The 19651-nt window shown below is 52.9% G+C and carries 19 protein-coding genes; 14 read left to right on the forward strand and 5 right to left on the reverse strand.

Annotation, left to right across the window (positions count from 1 at the left end):
• The first annotated feature begins 1 nt into the window (after position 1).
• Positions 2 to 1951, forward strand: a complete 1950-nt coding sequence (topB, locus tag HV477_RS00345; protein ID WP_001235863.1) for a DNA topoisomerase III — start codon at positions 2 to 4, stop codon at positions 1949 to 1951.
• A gap of 29 nt (positions 1952 to 1980) precedes the next feature.
• Here topB and gdhA read toward each other — a convergent pair whose 3' ends face one another.
• Positions 1981 to 3324 carry an NADP-specific glutamate dehydrogenase gene (gene gdhA / locus HV477_RS00350; RefSeq protein ID WP_000372865.1) on the reverse strand — a complete coding sequence of 448 codons (1344 nt, stop codon included), beginning with the start codon at positions 3322 to 3324 and terminating at the stop codon, positions 1981 to 1983.
• A gap of 238 nt (positions 3325 to 3562) precedes the next feature.
• Between gdhA and HV477_RS00355 the strand changes: the two genes are divergently transcribed.
• Positions 3563 to 3838: a YnjH family protein gene (locus HV477_RS00355; RefSeq protein WP_001254682.1), complete on the forward strand. Its 276-nt coding sequence runs from the start codon at positions 3563 to 3565 to the stop codon at positions 3836 to 3838.
• Here HV477_RS00355 and HV477_RS00360 read toward each other — a convergent pair.
• Positions 3798 to 4214, reverse strand: a complete 417-nt coding sequence (locus HV477_RS00360; protein ID WP_000592135.1) for a pyrimidine (deoxy)nucleoside triphosphate diphosphatase — start codon at positions 4212 to 4214, stop codon at positions 3798 to 3800. The genes HV477_RS00355 and HV477_RS00360 overlap by 41 nt on opposite strands.
• 72 nt (positions 4215 to 4286) lie before the next feature.
• Positions 4287 to 5093 carry an exodeoxyribonuclease III gene (gene xthA, locus HV477_RS00365; RefSeq protein ID WP_000673954.1) on the reverse strand — a complete coding sequence of 269 codons (807 nt, stop codon included), beginning with the start codon at positions 5091 to 5093 and terminating at the stop codon, positions 4287 to 4289.
• A gap of 445 nt (positions 5094 to 5538) precedes the next feature.
• On the opposite strand from xthA, the gene HV477_RS00370 reads away from it, so the two are divergent.
• From HV477_RS00370 to spy, 6 genes are all read left to right on the forward strand, one after another.
• Entirely contained in the window at positions 5539 to 6765 is a 1227-nt protein-coding gene (locus HV477_RS00370) for an aspartate aminotransferase family protein (protein ID WP_079898955.1), read from the forward strand.
• A complete protein-coding gene (gene astA, locus HV477_RS00375) occupies positions 6756 to 7790 on the forward strand; it encodes an arginine N-succinyltransferase (protein WP_001263889.1) in 1035 nt (344 codons plus the stop codon). Before HV477_RS00370 ends, astA begins: the two co-directional genes overlap by 10 nt.
• Entirely contained in the window at positions 7787 to 9265 is a 1479-nt protein-coding gene (astD, locus tag HV477_RS00380) for a succinylglutamate-semialdehyde dehydrogenase (protein WP_079898956.1), read from the forward strand. Before astA ends, astD begins: the two co-directional genes overlap by 4 nt.
• Entirely contained in the window at positions 9262 to 10605 is a 1344-nt protein-coding gene (gene astB / locus HV477_RS00385) for an N-succinylarginine dihydrolase (protein WP_079898957.1), read from the forward strand. The genes astD and astB overlap by 4 nt, the downstream gene beginning before the upstream one ends.
• Entirely contained in the window at positions 10598 to 11566 is a 969-nt protein-coding gene (gene astE / locus HV477_RS00390; RefSeq protein ID WP_079898958.1) for a succinylglutamate desuccinylase, read from the forward strand. The genes astB and astE overlap by 8 nt, the downstream gene beginning before the upstream one ends.
• A 335-nt stretch (positions 11567 to 11901) precedes the next feature.
• Positions 11902 to 12387: an ATP-independent periplasmic protein-refolding chaperone Spy gene (spy, locus tag HV477_RS00395; RefSeq protein ID WP_001228998.1), complete on the forward strand. Its 486-nt coding sequence runs from the start codon at positions 11902 to 11904 to the stop codon at positions 12385 to 12387.
• Between the two features lie 74 nt (positions 12388 to 12461).
• On the opposite strand, the gene cho is transcribed toward spy, so the two are convergent.
• Together cho and nadE are read right to left on the reverse strand one after the other, a co-directional pair.
• Positions 12462 to 13343: an excinuclease Cho gene (gene cho, locus HV477_RS00400; RefSeq protein ID WP_001518228.1), complete on the reverse strand. Its 882-nt coding sequence runs from the start codon at positions 13341 to 13343 to the stop codon at positions 12462 to 12464.
• Positions 13344 to 13463: 120 nt separating this feature from the next.
• Positions 13464 to 14291, reverse strand: coding sequence for an ammonia-dependent NAD(+) synthetase (nadE, locus tag HV477_RS00405; RefSeq protein WP_000174982.1), 828 nt, complete (start codon positions 14289 to 14291; stop codon positions 13464 to 13466).
• Between the two features lie 218 nt (positions 14292 to 14509).
• Here nadE and osmE point away from each other — a divergent pair, with 218 nt between their 5' ends.
• From osmE to HV477_RS00435, 6 genes are all read left to right on the forward strand, one after another.
• Positions 14510 to 14851 (forward strand): osmotically-inducible lipoprotein OsmE, encoded by a 342-nt coding sequence (gene osmE / locus HV477_RS00410; protein ID WP_001039301.1) that lies wholly within the window; start codon positions 14510 to 14512, stop codon positions 14849 to 14851.
• A 300-nt stretch (positions 14852 to 15151) separates the two neighbouring features.
• On the forward strand, positions 15152 to 15472 hold the full coding sequence (gene chbB / locus HV477_RS00415; RefSeq protein WP_000412161.1) for a PTS N,N'-diacetylchitobiose transporter subunit IIB: 321 nt from the start codon (positions 15152 to 15154) through the stop codon (positions 15470 to 15472).
• 82 nt (positions 15473 to 15554) lie between these two features.
• Positions 15555 to 16913 (forward strand): PTS N,N'-diacetylchitobiose transporter subunit IIC, encoded by a 1359-nt coding sequence (chbC, locus tag HV477_RS00420; protein ID WP_000073063.1) that lies wholly within the window; start codon positions 15555 to 15557, stop codon positions 16911 to 16913.
• Positions 16914 to 16963: 50 nt separating this feature from the next.
• On the forward strand, positions 16964 to 17311 hold the full coding sequence (gene chbA, locus HV477_RS00425; protein WP_000459883.1) for a PTS N,N'-diacetylchitobiose transporter subunit IIA: 348 nt from the start codon (positions 16964 to 16966) through the stop codon (positions 17309 to 17311).
• Positions 17312 to 17321: 10 nt separating this feature from the next.
• Complete coding sequence (chbR, locus tag HV477_RS00430; protein ID WP_000983393.1) at positions 17322 to 18164, forward strand: transcriptional regulator ChbR; 843 nt, start codon at positions 17322 to 17324, stop codon at positions 18162 to 18164.
• Positions 18165 to 18288: 124 nt separating this feature from the next.
• The gene (locus tag HV477_RS00435; RefSeq protein WP_000078778.1) at positions 18289 to 19644 is read left to right on the forward strand and encodes a 6-phospho-beta-glucosidase; all 1356 of its coding nucleotides are present in this window, start codon (positions 18289 to 18291) and stop codon (positions 19642 to 19644) included.
• Positions 19645 to 19651 lie beyond the last annotated feature (7 nt).

Genomic DNA, 19651 nt, shown 5'->3' on the forward strand with positions numbered 1-19651 from the left:
GATGCGGTTGTTTATTGCCGAAAAACCGAGTCTGGGGCGCGCCATTGCGGATGTGCTGCCAAAACCGCACCGTAAAGGCGATGGTTTTATTGAGTGCGGAAACGGGCAGGTCGTCACCTGGTGTATTGGTCATTTGCTGGAACAGGCGCAGCCGGATGCGTATGACAGCCGTTATGCGCGCTGGAATCTGGCTGACCTGCCTATCGTGCCGGAAAAATGGCAGCTTCAGCCTCGTCCTTCCGTCACCAAACAGCTCAATGTGATTAAGCGCTTTTTGCATCAAGCCGGTGAAATTATTCACGCCGGCGACCCGGATCGCGAAGGGCAGCTTCTGGTTGATGAAGTGCTGGATTATCTCCAGCTTCCTGCCGAAAAGCGCCAGCAGGTGCGGCGTTGTCTGATAAACGACCTTAACCCGCAGGCGGTCGAGCGTGCTATTGACAGGCTGCGGGCGAACAGCGACTTCGTGCCGCTGTGCGTCTCCGCGCTGGCGCGAGCGCGAGCGGACTGGCTGTATGGCATTAATATGACCCGCGCTTACACGATCCTGGGCCGGAATGCCGGCTATCAGGGCGTGTTATCCGTGGGACGCGTGCAGACGCCGGTACTGGGGCTGGTGGTGCGGCGAGACGAAGAGATTGAGAACTTCGTCGCCAAAGACTTCTTTGAAGTGAAGGCGCACATCGTTACGCCTGCCGACGAGCGTTTTACCGCTATCTGGCAGCCGAGCGAGGCGTGCGAACCTTATCAGGATGAAGAGGGGCGCTTGCTTCATCGTCCGCTGGCGGAGCATGTAGTGAACCGAATCAACGGTCAGCCCGCGCTGGTAACCAGTTATAATGATAAACGGGAATCAGAATCCGCGCCGCTGCCGTTTTCGCTCTCGACGCTACAGATTGAAGCCGCCAAACGCTTTGGCCTGAGCGCGCAAAACGTGCTTGATATTTGTCAGAAGCTATATGAAACCCACAAACTGATTACCTATCCGCGTTCCGACTGCCGTTATCTGCCGGAAGAACACTTTGCCGGACGGCAGGCGGTCATGAACGCGATTAGCGTCCACGCCCCGGATTTACTGCCGCAGCCTGTGGTTAATCCTGATACGCGCAATCGCTGCTGGGATGATAAAAAAGTGGATGCGCACCACGCGATTATCCCGACGGCGCGCAGTTCTTCTGTCCATTTGACGGAAAACGAAGCGAAAGTGTACACCCTGATTGCGCGTCAGTATCTGATGCAGTTCTGCCCGGACGCGGTGTTTCGTAAATGCGTTATTGAACTGGAAATCGCCAAAGGGAAATTTGTCGCCAAAGCGCGTTTTCTGGCGGAGGCCGGTTGGCGGACGTTACTGGGCAGTAAAGAGCGCGACGAGGAAAACGACGGTACGCCGCTGCCGGTTGTCGCCAAAGGTGATGAGTTGCTGTGTGAAAAGGGGGAAGTGGTCGAACGCCAAACCCAGCCGCCGCGTCATTTCACTGATGCGACATTGCTTTCCGCGATGACCGGAATTGCCCGCTTCGTGCAGGATAAAGATCTGAAAAAGATCCTGCGCGCGACCGATGGGCTGGGGACGGAAGCCACGCGCGCCGGGATTATCGAACTGCTGTTCAAACGTAGCTTTCTGACCAAAAAAGGGCGCTACATTCATTCTACCGATGCTGGCAAAGCGTTAATACATTCGCTGCCGGAAATGGCGGCCCGTCCAGATATGACCGCGCACTGGGAATCTGTTTTGACGCAAATCAGCGAAAAGCAGTGCCGTTACCAGGATTTTATGCAACCGCTGGTCGGCACGTTATATCAGCTGATCGATCAGGCTAAGCGCACGCCGGTGAAGCGTTTCAGAGGGATAGTCGCGCCAGGCGGTGGAGAAAAGAAAAAGAGTGCGCCGCGTAAGCGAGCGGGCAAAAAAAGCCCGCCTGCTGAGGAGACAGGCCGTCAGACCGAATAAGCGTAAAGCCATCTGGCCTGACGACGGGATTAAATGACGCCCTGCGCCAGCATGGCGTCGGCGACTTTCACGAAACCGGCGATGTTGGCGCCCTGAACGTAGTTGGTATGCTTATTGTCGCCGCCGTACTCGACACAGGCGTGGTGGATATCCAGCATAATGTGATGCAGACGGGCGTCCACTTTCTCGGCTTTCCAGCTCAACCGCGCGGCGTTCTGCGCCATTTCCAGCCCTGATGTCGCCACGCCGCCCGCGTTGGCGGCTTTACCCGGCGCAAACAGTACGCCCGCCTCCAGGAAGAGATCGGTCGCTTCAATCGTGGTTGGCATATTTGCCCCTTCCGCCACGGCTTTTACGCCATTGGCAATCAGTACGCGCGCGGCGTCAACGTCCAGTTCGTTCTGCGTCGCGCATGGCAGGGCGATATCCACCGGTACGCTCCAGGGCTGCTGGCCTTCCAGATAGGTTAAGCCAAACTCACGGGCGTAGTCAGCGACGCGACCGTCACGGCTGGCTTTAATTTCACACAGACGCGCCAGCTTCTCTGGCGTGAAGCCACTTTCATCGACCACCGTTCCGCTCGAATCCGACGCGGTAACCACGCGCGCGCCAAAGGCCATCGCTTTCTCAATGGCGTATTGCGCTACGTTGCCGGAGCCGGACACGGCGACGCGCATCCCTTCGAAACCGAGACCATGACGTTTAAGCATCGCTTCGGTGAAGTAGACCAGGCCATAGCCCGTCGCTTCCGGGCGAATCAGGCTGCCGCCGAAGGAAAGCCCTTTGCCGGTGAAGACGCAGGCGCTGTTATTGGAAAGCTTGCGCATCATTCCCGCCATAAAGCCCACTTCGCGCCCGCCCACGCCGATATCCCCGGCAGGCACGTCGGTATCCGGCCCTAAATGGCGATACAGTTCAGTCATCAGCGCCTGGCAGAAACGCATCACTTCGCCTTCGCTTTTCCCTTTCGGATCGAAATCGCTGCCGCCTTTACCGCCGCCCATCGGCAACGTGGTGAGGGCATTTTTAAAGGTTTGCTCAAAGCCGAGGAACTTAAGGATGGAAAGGTTTACCGAAGGATGGAAGCGCATACCGCCTTTATAGGGGCCGATAGCAGAGTTGAACTGCACGCGCCAGGCGCGATTTACCTGCACCTGGTTTTTGTCGTCCAGCCACACTACGCGAAACTGAATTACGCGCTCTGGTTCAACCAAACGCTCCAGTAAAGACATGTGGCGGTAACGAGGGTTTTGTTCAAGAAACGGCCACAGGGTGGTCATGACTTCACGGACGGCTTGCGCGAACTCGGTTTGATGCGGGTCGCGCTTTTGTACATGGTTGAGGAACGATTCCAGAGAACATGTCTGATCCATAGATATAAAAACCTCTTATATATTAATGTGGTTGTATTTGCGTTTTATCAGAATATGTATTTGCAGTTTTCGACTATACCATCAGCAATGTGACGGTAAGCAAGAAAAAAATGACGCTGCTAAGTAAATTCATAACGGGGCGAGGGTCATAACTAAAAGCGATGACAAAAGAGGATTAAAGTTTTCACGGCGGCTTACCGTTATACTGAGAATATACTTAGAAAAATAAGGAAATCCTATGCGCCGAAGCCTCGTGGTCGCCGTGATGGCGATAATGCCAATGGTCGGGCTGGCAAACCAGAACAGTCGTCCTGATATTCAGGTGAATGTCCCGCCGGAAGTTTTCAGCACGCGCGGTCAGTCGTCCCAGCCCTGCATTCAGTGCTGCGTTTACCAGGATCAGAATTACTCCGAAGGCGCGGTAATAAAAGTGGAAGGCGTCTTGCTCCAGTGCCAGCGTGACGAAAAAACCATCAGCACGAATCCGTTAGTCTGGCGTCGCGTAAAGCCATAAACGCCTGCAATAGCGGAATATCCGCCGGGGCGAGGGGGTACTCCAGCGCCTCTTCCGGCGTACACCAGGCTAATGCCTGATGTTCCAGCGCACGTATCAGACCGTTAAACGCAGGCACATGCCAGGCGTGCAAATGAATTCGTCGGCCAGACACGTCGCGTTGATGGCTGGCGATATAGACGCCGGGCGTGGCGTCAATCCCTAACTCTTCGCGTAGCTCGCGGATAAGCGCCTGCGGCTGGGTTTCGCCGGGTTCGACTTTACCGCCGGCAAACTCCCAAAAACCAGCTTGATCCGCATGAGCTGGGCGCTGGGCCAGCAGTATTTTGCCGTCGCGTTCAATGATGGCGGCAACAACATCGAGTTTTTTTATCATTGTCGTTAAGGTCGTTATTCCTGCCGGGAAGCGTCGCGCTATCCCGGCCTTACGGTTAATCAGAAAGCGGAATCAAACACGAAACGTCGCCCAGACCGGCGCATGGTCGGAGGGTTTTTCCATACTGCGAATGTCGTAGTCTATACCGGTTTCTGCGCAACGTTCCGCCAGCGGAGCGCTTGCCAGCAAGAGGTCAATGCGCAGTCCGCGATTATCCACGAAACCTTTTGAGCGGTAATCAAACCACGAAAATTTATCCATCGTTTGCGGATTCGCCTGACGGAACGTGTCCACTAATCCCCACTTCAGTAACCGTGACATCCATTCACGCTCCTCCGGCAGGAAGGAGCATTTACCGGTACGCAGCCAGCGTTTGCGGTTTTCTTCGCCGATGCCAATATCCAGATCGGTCGGGCTGATATTCATGTCGCCCATAATTAATACCGGATTATCGCACTTGAGTTCCGTTTCAAGATAGTTTTGCAAGTTCTGATAAAACTGCGCTTTCGCGGGGAACTTCAACGGATGATCCCGGCTTTCCCCCTGCGGGAAATAGCCGTTAATGACGGTGATATTACCCAGCGGCGAGGGGATTTCCGCCATGATAATGCGGCGTTGCGCCTCTTCGCCATCATCCGGGAAACCGCGTCTGACGGAAATGGGCGTGGCTTTTGTTAGCAGCGCGACGCCGTAATGGCCCTTTTGTCCATGATAGAAAACGTTATAGCCCAGCTTCGCGACCTCTTCGAGCGGGAACATTTCGTCGTGGACTTTTGTCTCCTGTAGACCGATCACATCGGGCTGGTGTTTTTCGACAATCGCTTCAAGCTGATGGGGACGGGCGCGCAGGCCGTTGATATTAAAAGAGACAAATTTCATAGTCACTGCCACTTTGCAAGGTGAATCGTGTTGGGATGGTAACAGAAATTTTACCGGGTGACTGCCACTCATCGTCAGATTCGGCCAATGGAAGCGTATGGTGTTTTCTATAGCGCGAAAATGGCACGGTTTGCGTGCAGATGCGCCAGAGCGGGGCGGTAATTTCCAGTAAATTTCGTATAAGATCACAATTCCAGAATTATATTTGGCAACTGAATAATATTTCGCTTTTTCCTCTTTTTAGCCACCGATTATGCGGAAATATTCACTTTTCATGCAGTAAAAGTGAATATCGCTACGCTGTAACTCATTGATTTACCGTTTATCACCTCTGTTTATGCAATGTTAACGCTGGCTGGCACGAATGCTGCAATCTACATTTACAGCGCAAATACTCATATTAATTAACATATAAATAACTTTATTTTTACCAAAAGAGGTCGCTATGTCTCTGTCAGTTACGCGCGAAAACTTTGATGAATGGATGGTGCCGGTATACGTTCCCGCGCCTTTTATTCCTGTACGCGGAAAAGGCTCACGCCTGTGGGATCAGCAGGGGAAAGAGTATATTGATTTTGCTGGCGGGATCGCGGTCAACGCCTTGGGACATGCGCATCCGGCGCTGCGCGAGGCGTTAAATGAACAGGCGAATCGCTTCTGGCATACCGGGAACGGTTACACCAATGAACCGGCGCTGCGACTGGCGAAAAAACTGATCGACGCGACCTTCGCCGAACGCGTTTTCTTTTGTAATTCAGGCGCTGAAGCAAATGAAGCTGCATTAAAACTGGCGCGCAAATATGCCCACGATCGTGTCGGCAACCATAAAAGCGGCATTGTGGCCTTTAAAAACGCGTTCCATGGCCGCACGCTCTTTACCGTCAGCGCTGGCGGTCAACCCACCTATTCACAGGACTTTGCGCCGCTGCCGCCGGATATTCGTCATGCAGCCTATAACGATCTGAACTCCGCCAGCGCGCTCATTGATGACAATACCTGCGCCGTGATCGTAGAACCGGTGCAGGGCGAGGGCGGCGTGATCCCCGCCACGAAAGCTTTTTTGCAGGGGCTGCGTGAATTGTGCGACCGGCATCAGGCGTTACTGATTTTTGATGAGGTGCAGACGGGCGTCGGACGTACCGGCGAACTGTATGCATATATGCATTATGGTGTTACGCCCGATATCCTGACGACCGCTAAAGCGCTGGGCGGCGGCTTCCCGATCGGCGCGATGCTGACCACGCAAAACTATGCCAGCGTCATGACGCCAGGCACGCATGGCACCACCTACGGCGGTAATCCGCTGGCGACGGCAGTTGCCGGAAAAGTACTGGATATCATCAATACGCCGGAGATGCAAAACGGCGTCAGACAGCGCCACGATGCGTTTATTGAGCGCCTAAATACCATTAATGCACGTTTTGGCATGTTCAGTGAAATTCGCGGTCTGGGGCTACTGCTTGGCTGTGTGCTACAGACGGAGTTTGCCGGAAAAGCCAAACTCATCGCCCAGGAAGCGGCAAAAGCAGGTGTGATGGTGCTCATCGCCGGCGGCGACGTGGTGCGTTTTGCGCCAGCGTTAAATGTGAGCGACGAGGAGATAGCCACCGGGCTTGATCGTTTTGCCCTGGCGTGCGAACGCCTTCAGACGGGAGGCGCATCATGCGGGTGATTCGTCCTGTCGAACATGCGGATATCGCCGCGTTGATGCAGCTTGCAGGCAAAACGGGCGGCGGCTTAACCTCGCTACCGGCAAATGAAGCGACGCTGGCGGCCCGCATTGAACGCGCGCTAAAAACCTGGTCCGGCGAGCTGCCAAAAGGCGAACAAGGGTATGTATTCGTTCTCGAGGATAGTGAAACGGGTGAGGTCGGCGGGATCTGCGCCATTGAGGTCGCGGTCGGCCTTAACGACCCCTGGTATAACTATCGTGTCGGTACGCTGGTTCATGCCTCCAAAGAGCTGAATGTATATAACGCGTTGCCAACATTATTCCTGAGTAATGATCATACCGGCAGCAGTGAGCTTTGCACGCTGTTTCTCGATCCCGAATGGCGTAAAGAGGGTAACGGCTACCTGTTGTCAAAATCGCGCTTTATGTTTATGGCCGCGTTTCGCGATAAATTCAATGAGAAAGTGGTGGCGGAAATGCGCGGCGTCATTGACGAGCACGGTTATTCTCCCTTCTGGCAAAGTCTCGGCAAACGCTTTTTTTCTATGGATTTCAGCCGGGCGGATTTTTTATGCGGTACCGGGCAAAAAGCGTTTATCGCCGAGCTGATGCCCAAACATCCTATTTATACCCACTTCTTATCTGAAGAGGCACAGGCCGTGATTGGCGAAGTCCACCCGCAAACGGCGCCAGCCCGCGCGGTGCTGGAAAAGGAAGGTTTTCGCTATCGCCACTATATCGACATCTTCGACGGTGGGCCGACGCTGGAGTGTGATATTGACCGCGTGCGGGCCATTCGTAAAAGCCGACTGGTGGAAGTCGCGGAAGGGCAACCCGCGCCTGGCGACTATCCGGCATGTCTGGTCGCCAATGAAAACTATCACCACTTTCGGGCCGCGCTGGTGCGTGCCGATCCACAGACTTCACGACTTGTACTTACCGCCGCGCAGTTGGATGCGCTGAAATGTCGCGCGGGCGACCACGTTCGGCTGGTACGCCTTTGCGCTGAGGAGAAAACCGTATGACGCTATGGATAAACGGCGACTGGATAGCCGGTCAGGGCGAACGCCGCCGCAAAACGAACCCGGTGAGCGCGGAGATACTTTGGCAGGGGAATGACGCTAATGCGGCACAGGTCGCCGAGGCCTGTCAGGCGGCGCGTGCGGCGTTTCCTCGTTGGGCCAGACAGCCTTTTACGGCACGACAGGCTATCGTAGAGAAATTTGCCGCCCTGCTGGAGGCGCATAAAGCCGAGCTCACGGAGGTCATCGCACGTGAAACCGGTAAACCGCGCTGGGAGGCGGCGACGGAAGTGACGGCGATGATCAATAAGATTGCCATCTCGATTAAGGCTTACCACGCCAGAACAGGCGAACAAAAAAGCGAACTTGTCGATGGCGCCGCGACGTTGCGCCATCGTCCTCACGGTGTGCTGGCGGTATTCGGCCCTTATAACTTTCCCGGCCATTTACCGAATGGCCATATTGTGCCCGCGTTGCTGGCAGGCAATACGCTGATCTTCAAACCTAGCGAGCTAACGCCATGGACCGGGGAAACGGTAATAAAACTCTGGGAACGGGCGGGGCTACCGGCAGGCGTTCTTAATCTGGTGCAGGGCGGCCGGGAGACCGGACAAGCGCTAAGTTCGCTCGACGATCTCGACGGACTGCTGTTTACCGGCAGCGCCAGTACCGGATATCAGCTTCATCGCCAGCTATCCGGCCAGCCGGAAAAAATCCTGGCTCTTGAAATGGGCGGAAACAACCCGCTCATTATTGAGGATGTGGCAAATATAGATGCGGCGGTACATCTGACGCTGCAATCGGCGTTTATTACCGCCGGACAGCGCTGTACCTGCGCGCGACGCCTTCTGGTAAAACAGGGTGCGCAGGGAGATGCATTTCTGGCGCGGCTGGTTGACATCGCCGGACGTCTGCAGCCCGGCAGATGGGACGACGATCCGCAGCCGTTTATCGGCGGACTGATTTCAGCGCAGGCGGCACAGCATGTGATGGAGGCCTGGCGTCAACGAGAGGCATTAGGCGGGCGCACGTTACTGGCGCCGCGGAAGGTCAAAGAGGGAACCTCTCTGCTGACGCCTGGCATCATTGAGCTGACGGGCGTCGCGGATGTGCCGGATGAAGAGGTGTTTGGTCCGCTGCTGAGCGTCTGGCGTTATGCGCATTTCGATGAGGCGATTCGTCTGGCGAATAATACCCGTTTTGGTCTGTCGTGTGGGTTGGTGTCGACGGATCGCGCGCAGTTCGAACAGCTCTTGCTGGAGGCGCGGGCAGGGATCGTTAACTGGAATAAACCGCTCACCGGGGCAGCGAGTACCGCGCCGTTTGGTGGTATCGGCGCGTCTGGCAACCATCGGCCCAGCGCCTGGTATGCCGCCGATTATTGCGCCTGGCCGATGGCCAGTCTGGAATCTCCCGAACTGACGTTGCCTGCGACATTAAGCCCCGGCCTCGACTTTTCTCGCAGGGAGGCGGTATGACGGCGCATGAAGTTAATTTTGACGGGCTGGTGGGGCTTACGCACCATTATGCCGGGCTATCCTTCGGCAATGAGGCATCGACCCGCCACCGTTTTCAGGTGTCGAATCCTCGTCTGGCAGTAAAGCAGGGGCTGCTAAAGATGAAGGCTTTGGCGGATGCCGGCTTTCCCCAGGCGGTGATCCCGCCGCATGAGCGGCCTTTTATTCCGGCGTTGCGTCAGCTCGGCTTCACAGGGAGCGATGAGCAGATTCTGGATAAGGTTGCGCGTCAGGCGCCACGCTGGCTTTCCAGCGTGAGTTCCGCGTCGCCAATGTGGGTTGCGAATGCGGCGACGGTTTGCCCATCGGCAGACGCGCTGGACGGGAAAGTTCACCTGACGGTGGCGAATTTAAATAATAAATTTCATCGCGCTCTTGAGGCGCCTGTTACCGAAGCGCTGCTACGCGCCATATTTCGCGATGAAAGTCAGTTTTCAGTGCATAGCGCGTTACCGCAGGTCGCATTATTGGGAGATGAAGGCGCGGCGAATCATAACCGTCTTGGCGGCGAGTATGGTTCGGCAGGCGTGCAGCTTTTTGTCTATGGGCGCGAAGAGGAGAATGAAATACGACCCGCTCGTTATCCGGCGCGCCAGAGCCGCGAAGCCAGCGAGGCCGTGGCGCGTCTTAATCAGGTGAATCCGCAACAGGTTATCTTCGCTCAGCAAAACCCGGAGGTCATCGATCAAGGCGTATTCCATAATGATGTCATCGCCGTTTCGAATCGACAGGTATTGTTTTGTCACGAAGCGGCGTTTGCCCGTCAGAAAGTGCTCATTAATCAGTTGCGTACGCGCGTTGACGGTTTTATGGCGATAGAGGTGCCCGCCGGCGAGGTTTCTGTATCAGATGCTGTGGCGACCTACCTGTTTAATAGTCAGTTGCTAAGCCGTGACGACGGCTCAATGCTGTTAGTGTTGCCGCGGGAATGTCAGGACCATGCCGGCGTCTGGCGCTATCTGAATAAGCTGGTGGCGGAGGATAACCCCATCAGCGCGATGCAGGTGTTTGATTTGCGAGAAAGTATGGCCAACGGCGGCGGCCCGGCCTGTCTGCGATTACGCGTGGTGTTAACAGAAGAAGAACGACGGGCGGTGAGTCCAGCGGTAATGATGAATGACGCTCTGTTTACGGCCCTTAACGCGTGGGCGGATCGTTATTATCGCGATCGCCTGACCGCCGCCGATCTGGCCGATCCGTTATTATTGCGAGAAGGCCGGGAGGCGCTGGATGTGTTAACGCGTCTGCTGGATTTGGGGTCGGTTTATCCTTTCCAGCAAACGGGGGCGGCTGATGGATAACTTTCTGGCGTTGACGCTAAGCGGCACGACACCACGGGTGACGCAGGGGAAGGGCGCGGGTTTTCGCTGGCGCTGGTTAAGCCATGGTCTGCTTGAACTCACGCCCGATGCGCCGGTCGACCGCGCGTTAATTCTTTCTGCGGGGATACACGGCAATGAAACCGCGCCGGTCGAGATGCTGGATAAGCTGCTGTCGGCGCTGTATTCAGGCTGCTTGACGTTAACGTGGCGAGTGCTGGTGGTACTCGGCAATCCGCAGGCGCTGGCGGCGGGAATACGCTATTGTCACAGCGATATGAACCGTATGTTTGGCGGGCGTTGGCAGTCCTTTGCCGAAAGCGATGAAACGCGGCGGGCGCGTGAGTTGGAGCTAAGTCTGGAAACCTTCTTTTCATCTGGCCAGGCGCGGGTACGCTGGCATCTGGATCTGCATACCGCCATTCGTGGCTCGCATCATTTGCGTTTTGGCGTATTGCCGCAGCGCGACCGCCCGTGGGAGACAGATTTTCTGGCGTGGCTGGGCGCGGCAGGACTGGAGGCGTTGGTATTTCATCAAGCGCCCGGCGGTACGTTTACGCACTTTAGCTCTGAACATTTCGGCGCGCTTTCCTGTACGCTGGAGTTGGGAAAGGCGTTGCCGTTTGGGCAAAACGATCTGACGCAGTTCAGCGTAACCTCGCAGGCGTTGTCGGCGCTGCTGAGCGGTGTCGAAACGTCAACCTCGTCTTCGCCGCCGCTACGCTATCGGGTGGTGTCGCAAATCACGCGTCACAGCGACAAGTTCGCGCTTTATATGGATGCGCAAACGCTGAATTTTACTGCCTTTGCGAAGGGAACGTTGCTGGCCGAGGAGGGGGATAAGCGCGTGACGGTGACGCATGACGTTGAATATGTTCTCTTTCCTAATCCCTCTGTCGCCTGCGGATTGCGGGCTGGATTAATGCTGGAAAGACTGCCCTGATAAATGTCCCTGTAAGCTCACGTTAGGATTACAGGGATGATTTGGGACACAGTTTCATGCTATTACGGATTATTCCTGGAGAATTGCTTTATTAATAAGCGTTGCTGCGTTATAGTTCTGCATAATTTCTGCTATATCATGCTGTTGTATATTTCTCTTTCAACTCTGCGCAATTTATTCTTTTTTTCTTCACAATTGGCGAAAAAGTGTTTTTTATACTTTCATTGTTTTACCGTTGTTATGACTAATTGACGCTAAGACGGTTAAAGTTAATCACGACAACACGGCGCTGTTTTAAATATGCCGTAAAAATAACTGAAAGGAAGGATGGAAATATGCGTAAACTGACTGCTCTATTTGTTGCCTCTACCCTGGCGATGGGTGCTGCGAATCTCGCTCATGCCGCTGAGACTACCACCGCCGCGCCAGCGGATGCGAAGCCAATGATGCAGCATAAAGGTAAATTTGGCCCACATCACGATATGATGTTTAAAAACCTGAACCTGACGGACGCACAGAAGCAACAAATTCGCGACATTATGAAAGCGCAGCGCGAGCAAATGAAACGTCCGCTGCTGGAAGAGCGTCGCGCCATGCATGATATTATCGCCAGCGATACCTTCGATAAAGCCAAAGCCGAAGCGCAAATTACGAAAATGGAAGCGCAGCGCAAGGCCAATATGCTGGCGCATATGGAAACCCAGAATAAAATTTATAACGTTCTGACGCCGGAGCAGAAAAAGCAATATAACGCTAATTTTGAGAAGCGTCTGACGGAACGCCCGGCGCAAGAAGGTAAAATGCCTGCTGCGGCAGAATAACTTTCCGCATAATTTAAGACCGCCGGTCTTGTCGACAACACAATCGTTGAGGTGGACAGGATCGGCGGTTTTCTTTATGACTGGCGACAGTCGGTGTGCAGTTCAATGATCTCATATTGACCTGACATTAACGGTTTACAGAGAATCTTATAGCCGTCCTGATCAAAACCCGCAGGGGTGCGCACCAGGGTGGCGGCCTCATCCAGCGAGGGTACCGCCCCCAGCCATAACCAATTGTTGATAATGTGGAACTGGGTCATTTGTGGGCGGCTCTCTTTTAACGCGATAGCGCCTTTCCAGGGCCAGCAAACCACACGTAACCGTTCCAGCGAGGCCTGCAGACGAAGAAAATGCGCCTGCGGGGTTTCTTGCCCACAACACGCGCCAGCGCAGCGCTTCAGAGCGAAACGAAAACAGGCGCGCCCACGGCTTACCGGTTCAAGCCCCAGCAGGCCATAACACAATTTTTGTTCATCGGCGAGGTTCTGTAAGCTTTGCAGCGCCGCCCGACGGTTGGCGAAGAGGCCAAACAGGTTCGGCTCATGGGAAAAATCGACGCTGCGGGCGGAAACGACCTCAATCTTTTGTTCGCTCAACTGTAGAGAGCAAAGCTGGCGATTACGCCGTAACCGCTTGTTAAACAGCGGCTGTTGTTCTTTGATCAGCCGCGCCTCCAGCAGCAACGCGCCCATTTCCCCAGCGGTGCAGATCCAGCTTATCCGCCGCGCCTGTCGCAGCATAGCGGCCTCGTCAGGCGTTCGCAGATGTGAGAGCACCCGGCTGCGAATATTTACGCTTTTACCGATATAAAGCGGCAGCGTATCGCTTTCGCTATGAAATATATAGACGCCCGGTAAGGCTGGCGCTTCGCTGAGGAAAGGACGTAAATGTTCTGGATATTCGTAAATGGCCGCCGCTTCAAACTCAAGGCGGGGGGCTGATTGACGCCGTACCACAGTGATCTCCGTTAACTGGTTATTCATCCAGTATAACAGCGGATGGGTGATTAAAAAAGAGGCTGGGAAGAGAGGAGGCCGGATAGACGAGCGATATCCGGCACAACAGTAGAAGTACGCTTACTTTTTCCAAAAGTCGTCGAATACCGTAATCGGCAAACGGCGCTTATGTTCAGTTTTTACATACCAGCCTTCGATAGTTTTAGCGATGGCGGAGTCCAGCGTTTTGCCTTCCAGGTAATCGTCAATATTGTCATACGTTACGCCCAGCGCGGCTTCATCAGGCAGTGAAGGGCGGTCGTCTTCCAAATCGGCGGTGGGGACTTTTTTATACAGATGCTCAGGACAGCCCAGCGCTGCGAGAAGCTGTTTGCCCTGGCGTTTGTTAAGGCGATGAAGCGGGTTAATATCGGTACCGCCATCGCCATATTTGGTGAAGAACCCGGTTATCGCTTCCGCCGCATGGTCGGTGCCCACCACAACGCCGTGAGTCATACCGGCGATGCTATATTGCGCTTTCATTCGCTCACGCGCTTTTTCATTGCCGCGAACAAAATCGCTCAGCTCAATTCCCGCTTCGCGCAGCGCCTGTTCGCTGGCGAGGACGGCGCCTTTAATATTGACGGTGAGTACTCTGTCCGGCTGAATAAAAGCGATGGCGTCCTGGCAATCCTGTTCATCGGCCTGTACGCCATAAGGCAGACGAACGGCGATAAACTGCAGCGCATTATCACCAGTCTCTTCCCGCAATTCGGCGATAGCCATCTGGCTGAGTTTCCCGGCCAGCGTCGAATCCTGCCCGCCGCTGATGCCTAACACCAGCGATTTCAAAAAGGGATAGGTTTTCAGGTACGCTTTAAGAAAATCCACGCTGCGGCGAATTTCTTCTTCAGGGTTGATATGCGGTTTCGCGCCAAGCGCCTGGATTATCTCTTGCTGCAGAGTCATTTAACCCCCTTCGACATTAAAAAAATGAATCTTTACCCTGTTAAAGCTAACCCTTCGCCGCTGAAACAACAAGGTTTGGCGGGCTAAGCGGTGTTTAAAACAACATGTCGCTGCGTTAGAGAATTTTCCGAAAGGCTTTTTGTCGCGAGGCGCGGCTTGAAAAATATTCTGATGTATTCCAGGCTTACATAACACGCTGATAAACAAGAGGACGGAAAATGAACAAGAACGTAGCAGGAATTTTAAGCGCAGCGGCGGTAATGACTATGCTGGCAGGCTGTACGGCGTATGATCGTACAAAAGACCAATTTGTTGAGCCTGTCGTTAAAGATGTTAAAAAAGGAATGAGCAGGGCGCAAGTTGCGCAGATTGCGGGCAAACCGTCATCTGAAGTGAGCATGATTCATGCGCGTGGTACCTGTCAGACCTACATCCTGGGTCAACGTGATGGTAAAGCGGAAACCTACTTTGTTGCGCTGGATGATACCGGGCACGTGATTAACTCCGGCTACCAGACCTGTGCGGAGTACGACACTGACCCACAGGCGCCGAAGCAGTAACAACTGTACATTGCCTGAACATTCAAGGAAACCGGCCTGCGAGCCGGTTTTTTTGTGCCTGCCATAACCTTATTTATTATCGCGAATTATTTGCCCGAAATGTGAGGGGGGTCATAACGCCAGGTCAATGAGAGACAATTTAGTGGGTCAAGGAAATACCATCCGGCGGTCCGATCCCGTATACTCATTTCAGCCACCTAAAAAAGTAAATCCGGTTACGCAAGTCGCCCAGAGTATGGATGCAGGTTGAGGCTTGCGGCGTATCTGGTTGACAGATAATCGCACATGAGGAAGGTTTTTATGGAAAAGAAACACATTTATCTGTTTTGTTCTGCGGGCATGTCAACATCGTTACTGGTATCAAAAATGCGCGCTCAGGCTGAAAAATATGAAGTGCCGGTGATTATTGAAGCATTCCCTGAAACCCTGGCCGGTGAAAAAGGCCCGGCAGCGGACGTCGTGTTATTAGGCCCGCAAATTGCTTATATGCTCCCCGAAATTCAGCGTTTATTACCCGGTAAACCGGTAGAAGTCATTGATTCAATGTTGTACGGCAAGGTAGATGGCTTAGGCGTGCTTAAAGCTGCGGTAGCGGCAATTAAAAAAGCCGCCGCGAATTAATTATTTTTTAATTTTTCCCGTCAAAGAGTTATTTCATACACTAACCGCAATATTTTATTGCGGTATTTAAGGGTATTTTTCTATGAGTAACGTTATTGCTTCACTTGAAAAGGTACTCCTTCCTTTTGCTGTAAAAATAGGAAAGCAGCCACACGTTAATGCAATCAAGAACGGCTTTATTCGTTTAATGCCATTAACCCTTGCGGGGGCGATGTTTGTATTAATTAATAACGTTTTCCTGAGCTTTGGGGAGGGGTCGTTTTTTTATTCCATGGGCATTCGGCTTGATGCCTCAACCATTGAAACACTTAATGGATTGAAAGGCATCGGCGGGAACGTCTATAACGGCACATTGGGCATTATGTCGCTCATGGCGCCATTTTTTATCGGCATGGCGCTAGCGGAAGAGCGCAAGGTTGATGCGCTGGCCGCCGGACTGCTCTCCGTGGCGGCATTTATGACCGTAACGCCGTATAGTGTCGGCGAGGCCTATGCCGTAGGCGCTAACTGGCTGGGCGGCGCGAATATTATCTCCGGTATTATTATTGGCCTGGTGGTCGCGGAGATGTTTACATTTATTGTCCGGCGCAACTGGGTGATTAAACTACCGGACAGCGTACCGGCTTCGGTGTCTCGTTCATTCTCAGCATTAATTCCCGGCTTTATTATTCTCTCTATTATGGGGATTATTGCCTGGGCGCTGTCTAATTACGGTTCTAACTTCCATCAGATTATTATGGACACTATCTCTACGCCGCTGGCATCGCTGGGTAGCGTGGTAGGGTGGGCATATGTCATTTTTGTACCGCTGCTGTGGTTCTTTGGTATTCATGGTTCGCTGGCGCTGACCGCGCTGGACAGCGGCATCATGACGCCCTGGGCGCTGGAAAACATCTCTATTTACCAGCAGTATGGCTCCGTCGATGCGGCGCTGGAAGCCGGTAAAACGTTCCATATCTGGGCGAAACCGATGCTGGATTCTTATATCTTCCTCGGTGGTAGCGGCGCAACGCTGGGTCTGATCATCGCTATCTTCCTGGCATCCCGTCGCGCGGACTATCGCCAGGTGGCAAAACTGGCGCTGCCGTCAGGTATCTTCCAGATTAACGAACCCATCCTGTTTGGCCTGCCGATTATTATGAACCCGGTGATGTTTATCCCCTTCATTCTGGTTCAGCCGATTCTGGCGGCGATTACGCTGGTGGCTTACTATTTGGGTATTATTCCGCCGATTACCAATATTGCGCCGTGGACCATGCCAACCGGGCTGGGGGCGTTCTTTAACACCAACGGCAGTGTCGCCGCGTTGCTGGTTGCGCTATTTAACCTGGCGGTCGCTACCCTGATTTATCTCCCCTTCGTGGTGGTGGCTAACAAAGCGCAGAACGCCATCGAGCAGGAAGAAAGCGAAGAAGATATCGCTAACGCACTGAAATTCTAAACTCCGCGTCGGCATGGGATGCCATGCCGGGCTGAATCAGAGGAAAGACTATGTTTGATCTTGAAAATGTTGTAGATAACCAGACAGCGGCTGAGGAACTCGAAGAAGTCGTTATGGGGCTTATCATCAATTCTGGTCAGGCGCGCAGCCTGGCATATGGCGCGCTCAGAAAAGCGAAAGAAGGCGATTTTGAGGCGGCGAAAGCGATGATGGACCAGTCGCGCATAGCGCTCAATGAAGCGCATCTTGTGCAGACAAAACTCATCGAAGGTGATCAGGGCGAAGGCAAAATGAAAGTCAGTCTGGTCCTGGTTCACGCTCAGGATCATTTGATGACCTCAATGCTGGCTCGTGAACTGATCGCCGAGTTGATTGAGCTCCATGAGAAACTGAAATAACAGGGGGCGGATGATGCAGCTACAGGTTAACGCAACGGAAATCAAAACGGTTTATGAGCAGCAGCTCTTCAATGGCAAAAATTTCCATGTGTTTATCTATAACAAGACGGAAAGCGTCACCGGGCTGCATCAGCACGACTACTATGAATTTACCCTGGTATTAACCGGACGTTATTACCAGGAGATCAACGGGAAGCGTGTGCTGCTGGAACGTGGAGATTTTGTTTTTATCCCGGTGGGGTCGAATCACCAAAGTTTCTATGAGTTTGGCGCAACGCGTATTCTGAACGTAGGAATTAGTAAACGTTTTTTTGAACAGCATTATCTTCCGTTACTGCCGTTTTGTTTTGTGGCATCGCAGGTATACAGGGCGAATAGCACCTTCCTTACCTATATTGAAACGGTGATTGCGTCGTTGAATTTTCGCGGCAATGGGCTCGACGAATTTATCGAAGTGGTGACATTTTATATTATAAACCGCTTACGTCATTACCGCGAAGAGCAGGTTTATGATGATATTCCACAATGGCTGAAAGCAACCGTGGAGATAATGCATGATAAAACGCAGTTTGGCGAACATGCGCTGGAAAATATGGTGCGCCTGTCGGCAAAATCCCAGGAGTATCTGACGCGCGCCACCCGACGTTATTACAGCAAAACGCCGATGCAAATCATTAATGAGATTCGCATTAATTTTGCCAAGAAACAGTTGGAAATGACCAACTATTCGGTTACGGATATTGCTTATGAAGCCGGGTATAGCAGTCCAAGTCTGTTTATTAAAACGTTTAAGAAGATGACCTCATTCACGCCGAATAGTTATCGGAAGCGATTGACGGAAATTAATGAGTAACGGTTTACATTGCTCGATTAGTTACATTTCACGCTTGCCCCAATAGCGCGGGGAACGTCACGCTATTTCTTACGAGCGGGCATAGCGTAATACATATCAGTGTCATACACTGAAGGGAGATATTATGAGCCAGAAATTAAAAGTCGTCACTATTGGTGGCGGGAGCAGCTACACCCCTGAATTACTTGAAGGCTTTATTAAGCGCTACCATGAATTACCTGTCACCGAATTATGGCTGGTTGACGTTGAAGACGGGAAAGAGAAGCTGGGCATTATTTATGATCTCTGCCAGCGAATGATTGATAAAGCAGGCGTTCCGCTAAAATTGTATAAAACGCTGGATCGCCGGGAAGCGCTGAAAGACGCTAATTTTGTCACTACCCAGCTACGCGTTGGTCAACTCAAAGCCCGTGAGCTGGACGAGCGTATCCCGCTTAGCCACGGCTATCTGGGGCAAGAAACCAACGGCGCTGGCGGTTTATTTAAAGGGTTGCGTACCATTCCGGTTATTTTTGACATCATTAAGGATGTTGAAGAATTATGTCCGAATGCGTGGGTCATTAACTTTACTAACCCGGCGGGGATGGTGACGGAAGCGGTTTATCGTCATACCAACTTTAAAAAATTCATCGGCGTATGTAATATTCCTGTCGGCATGAAAATGTTTATTCATGACGTGCTGGCGCTGAATGAGAATGACGATCTTTCCATTGACCTGTTTGGTCTAAACCATATGGTCTTTATTAAAGATGTGCTGGTGAATGGCACCTCACGGTTCGCAGAATTACTGGATGGCGTGGCGTCCGGTCAGTTGAAAGCGTCAACCGTAAAAAATATCTTTGATCTGCCGTTTAGTGAAGGATTGATTCGCTCGCTGAACATGCTGCCGTGCTCTTATTTGTTGTATTACTTCAAGCAAAAAGAGATGTTGGCGATTGAAATGGGCGAATATTACAAAGGCGGCGCGCGCGCTCAGGTCGTACAGAAAGTGGAGAAACAACTCTTCGACTTGTACAAAAATCCTGAGCTAAACGTGAAGCCGAAAGAGCTTGAGCAACGCGGCGGCGCTTATTATTCCGATGCCGCTTGTGAAGTCATTAACGCTATTTATAATGACAAGCAGACTGAGCATTACGTTAATATTCCACATCATGGGCATGTCGAGAATATCCCGGCGGACTGGGCGGTGGAAATGACCTGCATTCTGGGACGCAATGGCGCGACGCCGCACCCGCGTATCACCCGTTTTGACGAAAAAGTGCTGGGGCTTATCCACACTATTAAAGGATTTGAGGTCGCGGCCAGCAATGCGGCGCTGAGCGGAAACTTTAATGATGTTCTGCTGGCGCTTAACCTGAGTCCGCTGGTGCATTCCGACCGCGACGCAGAAGTCCTGGCGCGTGAACTCATTCTGGCGCATGAAAAATGGCTGCCTAATTTTGCCGCTTGCATCGAAGCGCTTAAAGGTAAGCACCACTGACAGAGGT

This window comes from Salmonella sp. SG203 (genome assembly GCF_013350575.1).
GTDB classification, from domain to species: Bacteria; Pseudomonadota; Gammaproteobacteria; order Enterobacterales; family Enterobacteriaceae; genus Salmonella; species Salmonella enterica.